Source organism: Paraburkholderia sp. D1E (genome assembly GCF_052682275.1).
Genome location: NZ_JBQYMB010000001.1, coordinates 8698029 through 8714674, shown reverse-complemented (window position 1 = coordinate 8714674; position 16646 = coordinate 8698029). Strand labels below are relative to the sequence as shown.

At 59.4% G+C, this 16646-nt stretch carries 12 protein-coding genes and 1 pseudogene; 6 read left to right on the top strand and 7 right to left on the bottom strand.

The features are described 5' to 3' along the window. The first annotated feature begins 73 nt into the window (after positions 1 to 73). The 3 genes from ACUN0E_RS39185 to ACUN0E_RS39175 all read left to right on the top strand — a co-directional run bounded on the left by ACUN0E_RS39185 (position 74) and on the right by ACUN0E_RS39175 (position 2640). Positions 74 to 1726: a long-chain-fatty-acid--CoA ligase gene (locus tag ACUN0E_RS39185; RefSeq protein ID WP_445569977.1), complete on the top strand. Its 1653-nt coding sequence runs from the start codon at positions 74 to 76 to the stop codon at positions 1724 to 1726. 102 nt (positions 1727 to 1828) lie between these two features. Then, positions 1829 to 2215 (top strand): lactoylglutathione lyase, encoded by a 387-nt coding sequence (gene gloA / locus ACUN0E_RS39180; protein WP_408238840.1) that lies wholly within the window; start codon positions 1829 to 1831, stop codon positions 2213 to 2215. A 26-nt stretch (positions 2216 to 2241) separates the two neighbouring features. Further along, the gene (locus ACUN0E_RS39175; RefSeq protein ID WP_445569976.1) at positions 2242 to 2640 is read left to right on the top strand and encodes a hypothetical protein; all 399 of its coding nucleotides are present in this window, start codon (positions 2242 to 2244) and stop codon (positions 2638 to 2640) included. 110 nt (positions 2641 to 2750) lie between these two features. Here ACUN0E_RS39175 and ACUN0E_RS39170 read toward each other — a convergent pair whose 3' ends face one another. From ACUN0E_RS39170 to ACUN0E_RS39140, 7 genes and pseudogenes are all read right to left on the bottom strand, one after another. Next, the gene (locus ACUN0E_RS39170) at positions 2751 to 3641 is read right to left on the bottom strand and encodes a M48 family metallopeptidase (protein ID WP_408238845.1); all 891 of its coding nucleotides are present in this window, start codon (positions 3639 to 3641) and stop codon (positions 2751 to 2753) included. 44 nt (positions 3642 to 3685) lie between these two features. Then, positions 3686 to 4444, bottom strand: a complete 759-nt coding sequence (locus ACUN0E_RS39165) for a lysophospholipid acyltransferase family protein (protein WP_408238848.1) — start codon at positions 4442 to 4444, stop codon at positions 3686 to 3688. A gap of 40 nt (positions 4445 to 4484) precedes the next feature. Continuing rightward, complete coding sequence (gene gmhB, locus ACUN0E_RS39160) at positions 4485 to 5039, bottom strand: D-glycero-beta-D-manno-heptose 1,7-bisphosphate 7-phosphatase (protein ID WP_408390716.1); 555 nt, start codon at positions 5037 to 5039, stop codon at positions 4485 to 4487. A 10-nt stretch (positions 5040 to 5049) separates the two neighbouring features. Continuing rightward, positions 5050 to 7149: a glycine--tRNA ligase subunit beta gene (gene glyS / locus ACUN0E_RS39155; protein ID WP_445569975.1), complete on the bottom strand. Its 2100-nt coding sequence runs from the start codon at positions 7147 to 7149 to the stop codon at positions 5050 to 5052. Between the two features lie 15 nt (positions 7150 to 7164). Continuing rightward, positions 7165 to 8172 carry a glycine--tRNA ligase subunit alpha gene (gene glyQ / locus ACUN0E_RS39150; RefSeq protein WP_408333293.1) on the bottom strand — a complete coding sequence of 336 codons (1008 nt, stop codon included), beginning with the start codon at positions 8170 to 8172 and terminating at the stop codon, positions 7165 to 7167. Between the two features lie 208 nt (positions 8173 to 8380). Further along, positions 8381 to 9226 carry an FkbM family methyltransferase gene (locus ACUN0E_RS39145; protein WP_445569974.1) on the bottom strand — a complete coding sequence of 282 codons (846 nt, stop codon included), beginning with the start codon at positions 9224 to 9226 and terminating at the stop codon, positions 8381 to 8383. Positions 9227 to 9387: 161 nt separating this feature from the next. Beyond that, positions 9388 to 10776, bottom strand: a pseudogene (locus tag ACUN0E_RS39140) (FMN-binding glutamate synthase family protein); the annotation flags it as partial. A 252-nt stretch (positions 10777 to 11028) separates the two neighbouring features. Here ACUN0E_RS39140 and ACUN0E_RS39135 point away from each other — a divergent pair. The 3 genes from ACUN0E_RS39135 to ACUN0E_RS39125 are packed head-to-tail and all read left to right on the top strand — an operon-like array spanning position 11029 to position 16621. Further along, entirely contained in the window at positions 11029 to 12210 is a 1182-nt protein-coding gene (locus tag ACUN0E_RS39135; RefSeq protein ID WP_445569973.1) for a site-specific integrase, read from the top strand. Beyond that, a complete protein-coding gene (locus ACUN0E_RS39130; RefSeq protein WP_445569972.1) occupies positions 12207 to 14243 on the top strand; it encodes a hypothetical protein in 2037 nt (678 codons plus the stop codon). Before ACUN0E_RS39135 ends, ACUN0E_RS39130 begins: the two co-directional genes overlap by 4 nt. Beyond that, the gene (locus ACUN0E_RS39125) at positions 14240 to 16621 is read left to right on the top strand and encodes a hypothetical protein (RefSeq protein WP_445569971.1); all 2382 of its coding nucleotides are present in this window, start codon (positions 14240 to 14242) and stop codon (positions 16619 to 16621) included. The genes ACUN0E_RS39130 and ACUN0E_RS39125 overlap by 4 nt, the downstream gene beginning before the upstream one ends. The last annotated feature ends 25 nt before the right edge of the window (positions 16622 to 16646 follow it).

Below are 16646 nucleotides of genomic sequence, written 5' to 3'. Positions count from 1 at the left end.
GCTCGCATTGGCGCGTCGGCGCAGCGGCACATCGTGCATTGGCGCATCGCGATGCGAAATCAAGGGAAGAGACATGGAAAAAATCTGGTTGAAGTCCTATCCGCCGGGCGTCCCGGCGGAGGTGGACACTACGCAGTTCAGCTCCGTTGGCGACTTGCTGGAGCAAAGCTTCCAAACGCACGCGGCAGACCGCGCATTCGTCTGCATGGGTCGCGAACTGACCTACGGCGAACTCGATGCGAAGTCACGCGATCTTGCCGCGTGGTTTCAATGGCTGGGCCTCGCGCGCGGCGCGCGCATCGCCGTGATGCTGCCGAACGTGTTGCAGTATCCGGTGGTCATGGCGGCGATCCTGCGTGCCGGTTACGTGCTGGTGAACGTCAATCCGATGTACACGCCGCGAGAACTGGAGCATCAGTTGAACGACAGCGGCGCGGAAGCGATCGTGCTGCTCGAACCGTTCGCGAAGACGCTCGAGGCCGTGCAGGCCCATACGTCGATCAGGCATGTCGTACTGACCTCGATCGGCGAAATGCTCGGTGCGGGAAGTCCTGAGGTTGCGGACAATGTGCCGCCAACGTCGCGCATTGCGTTGAACGATGCGATCACGCGTGGTTCGGACGCGGGCTTCACACCCGTCACGCTGGCGCAAAGCGATGTGGCAGTGCTGCAATACACCGGTGGCACCACCGGCGTCTCGAAGGGCGCCACCTTGCTACACGGCAATCTGATCGCCAATGTTTTGCAATCGGAGTTGTGGCGCGAGCCGGTTTATCGCGGGCGCACCGACATCAAGCAGTACATCACGGTAGTCGCACTGCCGCTGTATCACATCTTCGGGCTGACGATCTGCGGCTTGCTGACAATGCGTTGTGGCGGCATGGGCATTCTGATTCCGAATCCGCGCGATCTGCCGGGGCTGATCAAAGTCTTGCAAGGCTACGCAATCAACTCGTTTCCCGGCGTGAACACGATGTTCAACGCGCTGCTAAACGAACCTGACTTCAAAACGCTCGACTTCTCGAAGCTGCTGCAATCGAACGGCGGTGGCATGGCTGTGCAGCAAGCCGTCGCGCAACGTTGGCAGGCGCTGACCGGCGTGCCGATTGTCGAAGGTTATGGACTCTCGGAAACTTCGCCGTGCGCGACCACCAATCTGCCGACGTCCACCGCCTTCACCGGGACGGTTGGTTTGCCGTTGCCGTCCACGGATATTTCAATTCGCGACGACGACGGTAACGAAGTGCCGCTCGGCGAGCGCGGCGAAATCTGTATTCGCGGGCCGCAGGTGATGGCCGGCTACTGGAATCGTCCCGATGAAACCGCGAAGGTGATGACGCCGGACGGCTTCTTCAAATCCGGCGACATCGGTGTGATGACGGACGAGGGCTTCGTGAAGATCGTCGATCGCAAGAAAGACATGATTCTGGTGTCGGGTTTCAACGTCTATCCGAACGAAATCGAGGACGTGGTGGCGAAACACCCGGGCGTGTTCGAAGTGGTGGCGGTCGGCGTACCGGACGCTGAAGCGGGCGAAGCGGTGAAGCTTTACGTGGTGAAGAAAGACCCGGCGCTTACCGATGCGGACATTTTTGCATTCTGTAAGGAACAACTGACGGGTTACAAGCGGCCCAGAATCATCGAGTTCCGCAGCGAACTCCCAAAGACGAATGTCGGCAAGATTTTGCGGCGCGCATTGCGCGACGAGGCGAAGAGGACGGGTTGAAAACGGGCGTGCCACGCGTCTCGCCGCGTGTGGCGCGCTCTGCAGCGTGGCGTGATTCCGGGTACATTGTCGTTCTCGACATCACGCACTAGGGAGTACACGATGCGCCTGCTTCACACCATGCTCCGGGTCGGCGACCTGGACCGCTCGATTGCCTTCTACACCGAAATGCTCGGTATGAAATTGCTGCGCAGGGATGACTATCCGGACGGCAAGTTTACGCTCGCCTTCGTCGGCTATGAAGACGAACGCGACGGCACCGTTCTTGAACTCACGCACAACTGGGATACGCCGTCGTATGACCTTGGCACCGGCTTCGGTCACCTCGCCGTCGAGGTCGACGATGCCTATGCCGCTTGCGACAAGATCAAGGCACAAGGCGGCACGGTTGTGCGCGAAGCCGGCCCGATGAAACACGGCACCACCGTGATCGCTTTCGTGACGGACCCGGACGGCTACAAGATCGAATTCATCCAGAAGAAAAAATGACGCAGGCGGCTGGGCGAGGACAAGCAATGAATAACCGCAATCCCTACTTCAAAGAACTTGACGACATCCACGTCGAAATTCAGGCGTTGTTCGACGGTTCTGCGGATCGCGGCGCGCTGGAGCGCATCATGGCGCGCTTCGCTCCGCAGTTCACGCTGGTCATGCCGTCCGGTCTCGCACTGGATCACACGAGCTTGCGCGAGACTTTTGCGAAGCTGAACGGCGCGCGTCCCGGCTCGCAAATCTCGATCCGCGATATGGAGATCGTGTCCGAATATCCATCGGGCGCGGTGGTCAAATATCGTGAGTATCAGCGCGACAAAGCGGGCAATGCGAACGTGCGGCGCTCCACTGCGGTGATGGATCTGGACGCGCACGGCAAGGTAACGTGGCGTCACCTGCAGGAAACTTTCTGCGCGGAATGAGCGGTGGGTTTCAGAAGGCCGGCGCTTCGAGTTGAGGCGCCGGGTTTCACGGTTTCATAGCGGAAGGCCGGAGACTGAAGTCTTGAACGGCCGAAGCAAGCCCGAAGGCTTTAAAGCGTCGGTAGCAATTCCGGCGGATGTGACTTCAACGTCTGCCGCGCTTCGCGGAATTCCGGAAAAATCGATTCGACCGTCTGCCAGAAGCGCGGACTGTGATTCATCTCGCGCAGATGCGCGAGCTCGTGCGCGACAACATAATCGATGATCGACAGCGGGAAATGGATCAGCCGCCAGTTGAGACGAATTTTGCCATCGCTCGAACAACTGCCCCACCGCGTGGCCGCCGAAGAGAGTGCATACGCGCGATAGTTAACGCCCAGCTTCTCCGAGTAGATATCGAGGCGTTCGCCGAACAGGCGTTTTGCTTCGCCTTGCAGCCAGCCTTGCACACGGTCCTTGATTTGCTGCGGGTCCGCTTGCAACGGCAGCGGCACTTGCAGTGCGGCTTCATCCGCACTGAACGCGAGCGTGCCTTGCGGCGAACCGAGCTTGACGCGCACCGGCTGGCCAAGATACGGCACTTCCGCACCATCTTTCCAGTCGACCTTAGGCAACGCGCGCTGTTCGACACGCGTTTGCCATTCGATCAGCTTCGTAAAAATCCAGCGCTGCTTTTCGGTGATCGCGGTTTCGATATCGGCGAGCGTGACCCAGCGTGGTGCGGTAATCATCAGGCCGGTGCTGTCGATCGCAAAGCCGATCGAACGGCGTGCCGAACGCTTCAGCACATAGTGCAGCGTGCGCGAACCGATGGTGAGGCTGCGCAGTTTGCTGCCGTCCGGTGCGAGTGGCACGGCCGGCTGCTGCCCTCCTTGCGAACCCGTTGAGGGTGCGGAGGGTGAAGGGGACGACGACGTCGACCCCGGCTCGGCGAAGAGCGGGAGATCGAGCTGCCGGTTATCGAGCGCCGCAGCGGGCTGCGACGTAGGAGACTTCTGCATCGGATTCGGCTTCGCGCAAATGCGCCTTCGAGGGCGCGGGCGCGTCAGATTGGTGCGGCGGCGGAAGTACTTTCCGCCGCGCGGTACGCGGTAGGATCGATGCGACGCATTTCAGCTTCGATCCACTTTTCGACGCGCGTGTTCACTTCGTCGGGCGTGAGCCCCGTCGTGTCGATCGGCTTGCCGATCGACACTGTGACTATACCCGCATATTTGAGAAACGAGTTGCGCGGCCACACACGTCCGGCGTTGTGCGCGATCGGCACGACCGGCGCGCCGGTTGCAATCGCGAAACGCGCACCGCCGGTTTTGTACTTGCCTTGCTTGCCGGTCGGCGTACGTGTGCCTTCCGGAAACATGATCACCCAGGCACCTTCTGCCATGCGCTGCTTGCCTTGCTTGATGACTGAATCGAACGCGTACTTGCCTTCCTTGCGGTCGATGTGAACCATCTTCAGCATGCCGAGCGCCCAGCCGAAGAACGGCACAAACAGCAGTTCGCGCTTGAACACGTAGCACAGTGGCCGCGGCATCAGCGCCGGAAACGCCAGCGTTTCCCAAGCCGATTGATGCTTGGATAGCAGCACGGCCGGACCATCGGGCAGGTTCTCATAGCCTTCGATCCTATAGCGGATGCCATTCAGCCAGCGCACGGTGTGGAGGGTGGCGCGGCACCAGCCGGCCGCCATCCAGTAGCGATTGTCGGCGCGCATGAACGGAAACGCGATGAAGCAGGCGGTCGCGTACGGCACCGTGAAGAGCACGAAGTAGATCAGCAGCAGCAAAGAACGAATGAAGCGCATCGGCGTGGTCAGTGAGGGTTGGGGACGCGCGTGGTGCGCATCACTCTTGAGCGTCGGAAAGAAAGTCGAGGGCGAACGCGCGCAGGTCGTTGTGCACGCGCGTGCCTTCTGGCAAGTCGCCGGCCTGGAGCGTCTTGCGGCCCTTGCCGGTCAGCACCAGATGAGTTGGATGTCCGAGCGACGCGCCCGCTTGCAGGTCGCGCATCGCGTCGCCGACCACTGGCGTATTCTGCGGATCGACTTCGAAACGTTCAGCGATCATCTTCAGCATACCGGGCTTCGGCTTGCGACATTCGCAGTGATCTTCCGCCGTATGCGGGCAGAAGAACACCGCGTCGATGCGACCGCCGACCGCTGCCGCCATGCGATGCATTTTCAGATGCATTGCATTGAGCGCGTTCATGTCGAAGAGGCCGCGGCCGATGCCAGACTGGTTAGTCGCGACAGCAACGCGATAACCCGCCTGGTTCAGCCGCGCGATCGCTTCGAGCGAACCGGGCAGGGCAACCCATTCGTCCGGCGACTTGATGAACGCGTCGGAATCGACGTTGATCACGCCGTCGCGGTCGAGGATCACCACTTTTTTGGTCGGCATGGCGCGGGGCTCAGGCGGCGAGTCGGGAAATGTCGGCGACGCAATTCATCTGCTGATGCAGCGCGCCGAGCAAGGCCAGACGGTTGGCGCGCAACGCCGGATCTTCGGCGTTGACCATCACGTCGTTGAAGAACGTGTCGACCGGTTCGCGCAACGCGGCGAGCGCGGTGAGCGCGCCTGTGTAGTCGCGTGCGGCGAGTTGCGATTGCACGCGCGGCGCGACCTGTTCGAGCTGTGCATGCAAGGCTTTTTCCGCCGCTTCGGTCAGCAGCGTGACCTGCACGCCACCGTTCGTGGCGCTTTCCGACTTCTTCAGGATGTTCGAAATGCGCTTGTTGGCTGCCGCGAGCGATGCCGCTTCCGGCAGCGCCGCGAATTCACGCACTGCATCCAGACGCGCGACGATGTCGTCGAGGCGCGTGGGGTTCAGTGCCAGTACTGCGTCGATTTCACCCGGCGCGTAGCCGCGTTCGCGCAGCAGGCCGCGCAGACGGTCCATGCTGAATTCGTAGATCGCTTGCGTCGAATCGGCGACGCCCGGCACGGCGGCGAATTGCGCGTAAGCGGTGCGCAGCAGTTCGACCAGATCCACCGGCAGTTGCTTCTCGACCAGGATCCGCAGCACGCCCAGCGCATGACGGCGCAGCGCGAACGGGTCTTTCTCGCCGGTCGGTTGAAGGCCGATGCCCCAGATCCCAACCAGCGTTTCGAGCTTGTCGGCGAGCGCGACGACGGTGCCGGTTGCCGTGGTCGGCAACGCATCGCCGGAGAAACGCGGCTGATAGTGTTCCGAGCATGCCAGCGCGACTTCTTCCGGCTCGCCGTCGTGGCGCGCGTAGTACGTGCCCATCGTGCCTTGCAACTCGGGGAATTCGCCGACCATGTCGGTGATCAGATCGGCCTTGGAGAGACGCGCTGCGCGCTTCGCGAGCGCCGCATCTGCACCGATCAGTCCGGCAATCGCGCCTGCCAGCGTTTCGACGCGCTCGACGCGTTGCAGCGCTGAACCCAGCTTGTTGTGATACACGACGTTGGCGAGCAGCGGCACGCGATCGGCGAGTGGCTTCTTCTTGTCCTGCTCGAAGAAGAACTTTGCATCGGCCAGACGCGGACGCACCACGCGCTCGTTACCTTCGACGATATCGCCCGGCGTCGCCGTTTCGATATTCGACACGATCAGGAAGCGCGAGCGCAGCTTGCCGTTCGCATCCGTCAACGCGAAGTATTTCTGGTTCGTCTGCATGGTCAGGATCAGACATTCCTGTGGCACTTGCAGGAATTCGTCCTCGAAGCGGCAGGCGTAGACCACCGGCCATTCGACCAGCGAATTCACTTCGTCCAGCAGCGATTCAGGCATCACGACCTGGTCGCCGTCGGCTTGCGCGAGCAGATGCGTGCGGATGGTTTCCTTGCGGTCGGCGAAACTCGCGACCACATGCCCTTTGTGCAGCAGGGTGTCGGCGTACGAATCCGCGTGCTGGATCTGCACGAAGCCTTCGGACAGGAAGCGGTGGCCGAGCGTGGTGTCGTCGGCATCGACGCCCAGTGCCGTGACCGGCACGACCTGTTCGCCGTGCAAGGTGGTCAGACGGTGCGCCGGGCGCACGAACCGCACACTGGTGCCGTCCGGGCGCTGATACGTCATCGGCTTTGGAATCGGCAACTTGGCGAGTGTTTCGTCGAGCGCGGTTTGCAGGCCTTCAGCGAGCGTGGCGCCCGGCGCGGCGTAGCGCAGGAAGAAGGCTTCGGCCTTACCGTCCTGCGCGCGTTCGAGGTCGTTCACCGAAAAATCGGGGAAACCGAGCGCGGCCAGTTTCTTGGCGAGCGGCGCGGTGGGCTGGCCGTCCTTATCGAGCGCGACGGAAACCGGCAGCACTTTTTCGCGCACGTGTTTTTCCGGCGCGACCGAACGCACATTCCTGATCGTGACGGCGAGGCGGCGCGGCGTCGCATAACGTTCGAACGACAGTTCGCCTTCGACCAGGTCGCGCGCCGCGAGGCGCTGCGCAATGCCTTCAGCGAAGGCGTCGCCGAGACGCGCGAGCGCTTTCGGCGGTAGTTCTTCGGTCAGCAGTTCGACGAGCAGGGTAGCTTGATGGGGTTGAGTCATTTCTAGGTGTTCTCGTCAGTCTGGATCGATCTTGCGTTCGATTTTCAGCGGCGGCGCCCACGCGGGCATTGCAGCATCTTGTGCGTCGGTCGTCAGGCCGGGCACGCCGTGCACCGGATTACCGAGCATCGGGAAACCGAGCTTCTCACGCGAGTCGTAGTAAGCCTGCGCAACCAGACGCGACAGCGCGCGAATCCGGCCGATGTAGGCCGCGCGTTCCGTGACGGAGATCGCCCCGCGGGCGTCCAGCAGGTTGAACGTGTGGCCGGCCTTCAGCACCAGCTCGTAAGCGGGCAGCGCGATCTGTGCTTCGATCATGCGTTTGGCTTCCGCTTCGTAGCTGTTGAAGAACGTGAACAGCAGATCGACGTTCGCATGCTCGAAGTTGTAGGTCGACTGTTCGACTTCATTCTGGTGATACACGTCGCCGTAAGTCAGCCGGCGGAGTTCCGGGCCGTTCGGGCCTTGCTCTTCCCACTCGGTCCAGACCAGATCGTAGACGTTCTCGACCTTCTGCAGATACATCGCGAGACGTTCGAGACCGTAAGTGATTTCACCCAGCACCGGCTTGCAATCCAGACCGCCGACTTCTTGGAAGTAGGTGAACTGGGTCACTTCCATGCCGTTCAGCCACACTTCCCAGCCGAGGCCCCAGGCGCCGAGCGTCGGATTTTCCCAGTCGTCTTCGACGAAACGCACGTCGTTCTGCTTCAGATCGAAGCCGAGGGCCTCCAGCGAGCCGAGGTACAGATCGAGGATGTTTTCCGGCGCCGGTTTCAGCACGACCTGGTACTGGTAGTAATGCTGCAGACGGTTCGGGTTCTCGCCGTAGCGGCCGTCTTTCGGGCGGCGCGACGGCTGCACATACGCGGCGCGCCACGGTTCCGGACCGATCGCGCGCAGGAACGTATGGACGTGGGACGTGCCCGCGCCGACTTCCATGTCGATCGGCTGGAGCAACGCGCAACCCTGCTTATCCCAGTAGGACTGCAGTGTCAGGATGATTTGCTGAAACGTGAGCATGAAGTGCCTTTCGGGCATAGGGCCGCGCCGCAAACGCCGAAGCGCGCGAGCTGGCCGTGGAGCGAAGTGCTAAACCGTAGATTTTAACGGAAAGGGAGGGGGGCGTCCGTTTTGATGGGGGGGCGGACGAACCTGGAGCGCTCTTTAAACGACAAAGGGCCGCTTAACGCGGCCCGTTGTCGTTTGCGCCTCAGGATGCGTTCATCGGCTAACAGCTCAACCCCATCAATGCATGCGCCCCCGAATCCGTCACCTCGACAAACCCGTCAATCTCCATCTCCAACTCCCGGGGCAGCGCGAGCATATTGCATGACACCACGCGACCGTAAATATTCTCCGTCCGCCCAAAGAAATTTCCGGAGTTGAATAACGGCGGCAAATGCCACCACATCCGGTATTCCTTCGACCACAACCACTCGATCAAAGCCTGCGACCGATCGAGCCGGTCGTTCTCCACGTAAATCACGGGCCGAGAGCGGGCAATCGTTTCCTCCGCACCTAGCAGCGCGTTCAACTCGAACCCTTCCACGTCGAGTTTCAGCAGCCCCACCATATGCGAGCGCAGCACATCGTCCAGTCGCACGCACGGAACCGGGAGCGTGTCTGCCGCGGCCTCCGTCTGCATCGAAATTCCACCGAAGTTGCCCGGCGCATCGTAGTCCGGCTGCGCAAAATGCAGCGTCCCTGCCGTCGCCCCGCACGCGTACGGCCAAGCCAGCACATTACGCAGACCATTGGCCGCGAGATTCGCACACAGGTTCTGAAAGATCACCGGCTGCGGCTCGAAAGCAACCAGCACCTGGCGGCGTGCCTGCGCTTCCTTGGCTAATACGATCGTATGTACGCCGATATTCGCACCCACTTCCACGACGATGCCGGGCTGCACCAGCAACTGCCGCAACACGGCAGATTCGAGTTCGCTGCATTCACCGTATTCGATGAGTGCGCGGCCGAGATAGAAGTCGTTCGGATTGGCGAGCATCCAGCCATGGCGAGTCTGGACGAGTTGCGTGTGTTCGCCGAGCGGCAGTGGAACAAAGGAGGGTGTAACCATGGACATTGAGCGGGAAAAGAGATCACGCAAATGTACGGTTCGCCGCTGTCCTTGTATATGAGACGAGCTCTCAAGGATTCTTATTTTTCTTCAAGAATTCGCGGTCAAAACCTAAGACTCCGCGATGATCGACTCATAAGCCGATCATCGCGGTAGCCGGATTACGTCGCGGCCAGTTCGATTTTCGGTGCAAACGAATCGCTTTGCGCCATAGGCCAATATTTCTCGTACAACGAGTAGCGATAGTTGCCGTTCAGCAGATCGTTCGGATCAAGATACTTCAACAGTTCCGACATCAACCGCACCTCATGCGACGACACGCGCCGCACGATGTGATGCGCGCGCAGTTCCGCCGGATGCTTGAGTCCCGCGGCCTGAATGATTTCCTTCAGCGCATGCAGCGTGTTGTGATGGAAGTTGAATACACGGTCGGCCTTGTCCGGCACCACCAAAGCACGCTGACGCACCGGATCTTGCGTCGCAACGCCCGTGGGGCAGCGGCCGGTGTGGCAGGTTTGCGCCTGGATGCAACCGACCGCGAACATGAAACCGCGCGCCGCGTTGACCCAATCCGCGCCGATCGCAAGTGTCTTCGTGATGTCGAACGCAGTAATCATCTTGCCGCTCGCGCCGATGCGAATGCGCTGACGCAAGCCGATGCCGACCAGCGTGTTGTGCACCAGCAGCAGGCCTTCCTGCAGCGGTACGCCGACGTGATCGGTGAACTCCAGCGGTGCTGCGCCTGTGCCGCCTTCCGCACCGTCGACCACGATAAAGTCCGGCAGAATTCCGGTCTCCAGCATCGCCTTCGCAATGCCGAAAAATTCCCACGGATGCCCGATGCAGAGCTTGAACCCGGTTGGCTTGCCGCCGGACAGCGTGCGCAAACGGTCGACGAATTCGAGCAGACCGCGCGGCGACGAGAATTCGGAGTGCGTGGCGGGCGAGATGCAATCGCGACCCATCGGCACGCCGCGCGTTTCCGCAATCTCGGGCGTGATCTTCGCGGCCGGCAGCACGCCGCCATGACCGGGCTTCGCGCCTTGCGAGAGCTTCACTTCGATCATCTTCACTTGCGGCTCGGCGGCCTGCTTCGCGAACTTCTCCGCGCTGAAGGTGCCGTCGTCGTTACGGCAGCCGAAGTAGCCCGAGGCGATTTCCCAAATGATGTCGCCGCCATGTTCGCGGTGGTATTTCGACATCGAGCCTTCGCCCGTGTCGTGTGCGAAGTTGCCTTTCTTCGCGCCGAGGTTCAGCGCCATGATCGCGTTCGCCGACAACGAGCCGAAGCTCATCGCGGAGACGTTGAAGATCGACATCGAATAAGGCTGCGCGCGGTCCGGCCCGACGGCGATACGGAAGTCGTGGTTATCGAGCGTGGTCGGCGCGAGCGAATGGCTGATCCATTCGTGCGCAACGGCTTTGACGTCGAGTTCGGTGCCGTACGGGCGGCTGTCCACGTCGTTCTTCGCGCGCTGATAGACGATGCTGCGTTGCGCGCGCGAGAACGGTTTCTCGTCGGTGTCGCCTTCGACGTTATAGCGACGCAAAAAAACAACAGACGAAGTTGCGCGTACACGCAAAGCCTTTTACCTTAAGCGGAATATAGATAAAAGGAAAAACATTCGATGGCATGGAAGGTTGAGTACAGCGACCCGGCAGTCACAACACGTGCTGGCTTCGGCAAGGTTGCTCACTTGCCCTTCATACTCGATTCTCGCCCTGGGTATCACAGGCCTTCCAGCCGCTACCTAATCGACCGTGGACTTGGTATATGGGACCCGGTATCCCGGGGAGACGGCATGAAGGGAACCGCCCCGAGCGACGTCACCATCAAGAATTACGCGGACTGGCTCATAAATTTCCTGGAGTGGGCGGAGATACGAAAGGTCGACCTTCTCACTTGCGAATATGCCGCACACGTTCAGCAACGCTATCAGAAGGAAATGCTTTCGGGAATTTGGTCACGCGACGGTGTCGGCCTGAGCCCGACGACAGTCAATCTGCGTGTTCAACAAGCGTGTGATTTTCTTACGTGGATGGCAGATAAGGGCCTCAGGAAGCCGTTTGACATTGCCACCGAGACCATTTTTGTCAAATCGAGGCGAGCGACCAGCTCTGTCGGACACGAGGGTACCGCAAAGGAAGTTCGACAAGGGAAGGTCCGGCAAAACAAAAGACGGCTGCGCATGCCGAGCGATGAACAGCTCTGGGCGTGGCTTAACAGAGTGTACGAGCGGTTTGGTCTCGCGAAGGGTCTCATGTGTGAAGCGGTGCTGCTGACGGCCATGCGGCGCGAGGAGATTGCATGTTGGCGCGTAGATACTCTGCCTGAGGACAAAAAAGACTGGCACGTCAATAATCCGGAGGCGCCAAAGTCTGAGCAACGAGTTTTGCTGACAATTCGCTTCGGGACCAAGGGTTCGGACTATGGGACTGACCACGGCGACAAGATTGGTCCCGAGCGGTCGCTCTGGGTACCTTTCGCGTTCGCAGAGCGGCTGGATGACTATCGAAAAAAGAAGAATGGTCGGAATGCTGCTTTAAAGCGATTGGTAAAGGGTGCATCCACGCTCGCAGAGCAACACCGCCGAATAGCTGGCGCAGTCCATCTGTTCCTGGATGAAGCAACAGGCGAACGAATCTCATCTAAACAGCTATATCACGCTTGGACAGGCGTCGAACTTCCTTATAAGGGATGGTCGCCTCACCTCGGCCGCGATTGGTGGGCATGCTCCACGCTTTGGAAAGAAGTGCAAGAAAGGGAAAAGTTGCGACCACTTAAAGACGGCAGGCTCGAGCCGTACCTCGAATCGGCAGCGCAGACCGTTATACGTTTCATAATCCGACCGCAGTTGGGGCATACGAGCGACGACACCACGATGATTTACCTTCAGTGGTTTACGGACATGATTGCGAGCAACCTGTCCATCGATTACGAAGCTGAGCTTCCGGCCATCGACGGTGAGATGAGTACTGAATGAGCATCCGAAAACACAACAAAGACCATCTGAAGCAGCTTGCCACGTCGCCGGAGCTGGTATCAGAATCGGCGACAAGAAGCCCGGAATCGGATGACCCGTTGAGATTCTGGACCATTCACGAAAAACCGACATTCGTCGACCTTACAGTATTCGCCGATGGCGAACTTCAGCCATCTAGGCCGGGCGGAAGTTGGTTGGGTCCGTTCTCAGGACGTCCCGAACTAATAGCCCAATTGGCGCCGTCGATACGGTCGTTAGTGGAGTATCTCGCACCGGACAGTGTTCAGAATTACACCTCCGCGCTGAGGGCCTGGTGGCGCCTATTTCACCGAATGGAGGCGGTAGCCGTTGATTCCCCGCTTCGCCCCGTCGCGGATATATCGGACCTAACGGAATTGCATCGACAGCGCGCATTCGACGAAGGGCTGTCGGCCCTTAACTTCCGTTTCTTTCTTCGTATTGTGGACTTGGCGCTGAAGGTCCACAAGCGGCCTCCGCTCTATTGGACAACACCGGGCACTGATGGAGGCAAACGGCATTTGCCTCCGCCTTGGCAGGTCGATGAAATACGTTTCGAATTGAAGCATGCTTGGTTCCGTGCTCTGCATCGATGGCAGAAAGCAAACGAACTCCTACGTGGCGACGAGCCGTTGAACAGCGAGGAGCGGAGGCTCAGAAAAAATTATCGACGGTTTCGCATGGTCGCCAAGGCTGCGAAGTTGCCCAGGCCATCCGCAGAGCCCATTTACGGGAACGTGCCGCGCACCACATTCACCGACCGGGGTTACAGTGTCTCCGACATGCTTCGAGGTTTCTATCCGGATTCATATGACATCCGGGTTGCATTCCACTTGTGTCTCGCCAATACGGGGTGGAATGCGGCGGTCTTGCTCGACCTCGATGTGAATCAGGATATCGTCGAACCGCATCCGAAAGACCCTAGCCGTTATCTTCTTCGCGGCAATAAAAATCGCGGTCACTCCGAACATGTCTCCGAAGGTCTATTTAAGTCGCAAGGTTCAGCGGGTGTGATTCTGCAAACTCTCATTGCCCGGACGCAGCCACTACGCGAACACCTAATGAAAGAGTTGAATGCTCTCAAGCTCGAATATGGGCGGCTGCATGCTGACGGGGCGTCCGAAGCTCTTCGAGCAGCTTGTTGGAAGCGAATAGCCAGTCTTGAGCAAGGCGTGCGGTCTCCATGGTTATATGTGACCCCCGGGACAACGTCGGTTGAGTGGTTGGCCAGCACTGACGACTACAGCCGTGGACTCACTCGCGAGGTTCGCGGCGGATTTCTTGCGGAACTCATCACGAATCTGAATGCACGGCAGCCGTCCGACAAACAGATTTCGATGCTCAAAGCGGGTGACTTCCGCGACGCGTTCGCGGGTTACGCATATCGCGTAAGTGGCGGCATGGTGTTGTACGTGATGAAGGTGTTGCGGCACAAACATCTAAAAACAACCTTGGCCTACCTAGACAATACTTTTATCAACGAAGAAAGTGTGAAGCTGTATAGGATGTTTAGCGAGTCTTTTTGGGATGAGATTAGGGTACACGGTCGTGTTGACCCGACTATCCTGGCGCAACGGTCGCAAGCTGGGAGCGTCACGGATGACGAGCGCCGCCGTCTCCAAGAATATCGCACTCTCCGTCGAAGCCGTATCGGAGTAGGTTGCAAGACCCCGACTTCCCCGCCAAAGCACATTGCCCCTGATTTCGTCGTCGACGGCAAATCAATGTGCTCAGTTCACCGATGTACCCTTTGCCTCGAAGGTGCAGTCATCTTCCCGGATAGCCTTCCGGGCCTCGCCAAGCGGATGGCGGAACTGCGGCACATAGAGGCGAACATGTCGGCCGTAGCATTCCTTGAGTCATCGTTCGGCGAGGAAATGCGTAACACCGAATTCGCACTCAAGCACTACGACCAGCAAGAGGTAGCCTCTCTTATAGCTGAGTGGGAGCAAAAAATTCGCTCGGGAACGCACCGGGTGGTGGACCTTGATGGTGTCCAAAGGGCGAAAGCATGAAGAAAAAAGCCAGTATCGTCGTCAACGCGCCGAGTACTACCGGCCCGACCGTTCCCGTTGCAGAAAAGGATATTGGTAAGACACGCAATACGGCGCTACTTCACACGGCTGCCGAAAATGTTCAGCATCTCGACTCGCGCAGCCTGATAACGGTCCAGACGATTCTCGGGCACGGTGACCGATACGGCTTCTGGAAGACGCCGGAAGAATGGGCGCCGGCACAGCATGGAACTGCGAGCATCAACATTGACCTGCGGAAGCGCATCGCGGACTTTCTCGAACCCGCGCTTCTGCCGCTGTGGAAGGAGGCCAATGAAGGTCCGCTTCAACAAGGCACTAGCTCGTCCGTTGACGGTGACCGGACACTATCGGATGTGGCGCGGATTAACTGGCTGATTGAGGGCGCCGTTCTTTCCCTCACGCGGTATCTAATCTTGCTTCGAATGGGGCCCGCTGCGTTCGTGGGAAAACGCAAGGGAGGTTCTCTAGACCCGACAACAGTACGTACTCTGGCGTATGACAACCTCCCGAGGTTGTTCGCGGCGTGCGTCTCGAAGATGTTCGGCGACGCTTCCGTGTCCGGCAACGTGGCCGAGGCTACTGACTCCGTTCCGGCTGCCGGATACATGAGCTACGTGCCACGCGACCATCTTGACAGTCTCAGTAAGACGGGGCGGAAGAAGACGACTTTCGAATTCCAGCGAATGTTTGTTCTGGGTTTGAAGGGATATTGGAATGACGTACCCATCCTGTCAGAACAGCTCGACGCTGTCACGGCCGTCGCGGGGGACCCGGTGCCGAAGGAAGGCGAGAGCAAGACAAAGCCGCACCTGCCGCTGCCGGACGACTATGTGTCCGACATGGGTTCCCGTAGTCTTTGGCTAATCGAGTCCATCGCGCCTAATCTGTTTCCGATTTTGAAGGAATTCCAGAGGATATGGCGGGAGACGGACATCCCATCGTTGGAACCAACCCAGGTGGAAAGTCGTCGCAGGACTAAGGTGGAGGCCTACCTTGAGAAGTGCGGTTGGCGCGACCGCGCGGGTAAACTAATTGACGTACCACCGTTCCCGCTATACGTACGTCGAATAGGCGGGCCAGGCAAAACACGGTCAGACGACGAGTTGCTGAACAGTAGCCTCGATGAGCAGGGCGAGGGCCTCGAAGACATAAATTGGCCACCTCATACGGCGCACGAGATTTTTGGGCTTGCGCACGCGGTACAGCTCGCGCACCTGTTTGTCGTCGCGCTGCCGATGGCTGCAAGGCGGTCAGAGATTGTTACCTTGGAGCGCTCCTGCGTGCAGTACGCGGCGGACGGCTTCCCATACGCAGACGGCAGAACTTTCAAACTTGTTGAGCGCCATGACGGGGCCATACGGGATTGGGTCTTGCCTGATGTCTCCGTAAATGCCATTGAACAGCAAGTTCGTCTCATTGGGTTGCTCGAGACTCTTGGCAGCATGCAGCCCGACCGTTCGGAGTCGAAAATCGCCCAGTCGCCTCAACTGCCAGGGCGTCATCTTTGGGCGCAGTCTGGACATGGCGGCGCAGACAGAACAAAACGCTTGGTGACTCTCGGTAAGGCACTTATCCAATTCGCGAAGACTCTAGGCATGGACCCGCAGCCCGGAGGCCAGAATATACGGCCTCATAGGCTTCGTAAAACCATTGCACGACTGGTTGCGCTGGCTCTCATGCAGGCCCCGAAGGTTCTCATGGATGTCTTCGGTCACAAGTCACTCGAGATGACCTTGTATTACATCCTCACCGATAAGGAGCTACGGGCGGAAATCGAGCGCGTAACCCGAGAGCTTCGAATCATTCGGGCAACGGAAATCATCGAGGAGATGGTCGCCAACGAAGATGCTGTATCAGGTGCCGTTCCAACAGGGGGGTACGGCGGACCTGCGGCTCTTGCGATGCAGCGAGCTATCGACATGCAGAAAGAAGGCTTGCATCGGTCGGGGGAGGAATGGGGTGCAGCTAACGCGGTGGAACTGGCAGAAATATTGACGCTCCAGGGAAAGGCGTGGCAGTTCGTTCGACCCGGCGTCATCTGTACGAAATTCCCCGGGACAGAGTCGGGTCCCTGCAACAAGAGCAAGGGGCACCCCGAGCCCGCCCGCTGCCAAACTCACTGTCGACATCGCCTCGAAGAGAAATTCTTGCGCGAGGACGTTGACGGCGCAATTCGAGATTCCGTAACAGCGTATATCGACGCTGGCGAGGCCGGTGAGCTACTGGTTCAGGCCTTGTGGGCGGGGCAAATCCGCGCACATCTCGTCCGGTTCGAGGACATCAAGCATAAATGGCTGAGTGACCCAGTCGTGCAACGTATCCTCGCAGAGGAGGAATCTGAAGGAGTCAGCGCGTGAGCAAAACTACGAAGTCAACAGGCAC

What these genes read in the sequence shown, in the direction of transcription:
- ACUN0E_RS39185 (WP_445569977.1), top strand. Translation starts at nt 74, where the DNA reads ATGGAAAAAATCTGGTTGAAGTCCTATCCGCCGGGCGTCCCGGCGGAG.
- gloA (WP_408238840.1), top strand. Translation starts at nt 1,829, where the DNA reads ATGCGCCTGCTTCACACCATGCTCCGGGTCGGCGACCTGGACCGCTCG.
- ACUN0E_RS39175 (WP_445569976.1), top strand. Translation starts at nt 2,242, where the DNA reads ATGAATAACCGCAATCCCTACTTCAAAGAACTTGACGACATCCACGTC.
- ACUN0E_RS39170 (WP_408238845.1), bottom strand. Translation starts at nt 3,641, where the DNA reads ATGCAGAAGTCTCCTACGTCGCAGCCCGCTGCGGCGCTCGATAACCGG.
- ACUN0E_RS39165 (WP_408238848.1), bottom strand. Translation starts at nt 4,444, where the DNA reads ATGCGCTTCATTCGTTCTTTGCTGCTGCTGATCTACTTCGTGCTCTTC.
- gmhB (WP_408390716.1), bottom strand. Translation starts at nt 5,039, where the DNA reads ATGCCGACCAAAAAAGTGGTGATCCTCGACCGCGACGGCGTGATCAAC.
- glyS (WP_445569975.1), bottom strand. Translation starts at nt 7,149, where the DNA reads ATGACTCAACCCCATCAAGCTACCCTGCTCGTCGAACTGCTGACCGAA.
- glyQ (WP_408333293.1), bottom strand. Translation starts at nt 8,172, where the DNA reads ATGCTCACGTTTCAGCAAATCATCCTGACACTGCAGTCCTACTGGGAT.
- ACUN0E_RS39145 (WP_445569974.1), bottom strand. Translation starts at nt 9,226, where the DNA reads ATGGTTACACCCTCCTTTGTTCCACTGCCGCTCGGCGAACACACGCAA.
- ACUN0E_RS39135 (WP_445569973.1), top strand. Translation starts at nt 11,029, where the DNA reads ATGAAGGGAACCGCCCCGAGCGACGTCACCATCAAGAATTACGCGGAC.
- ACUN0E_RS39130 (WP_445569972.1), top strand. Translation starts at nt 12,207, where the DNA reads ATGAGCATCCGAAAACACAACAAAGACCATCTGAAGCAGCTTGCCACG.
- ACUN0E_RS39125 (WP_445569971.1), top strand. Translation starts at nt 14,240, where the DNA reads ATGAAGAAAAAAGCCAGTATCGTCGTCAACGCGCCGAGTACTACCGGC.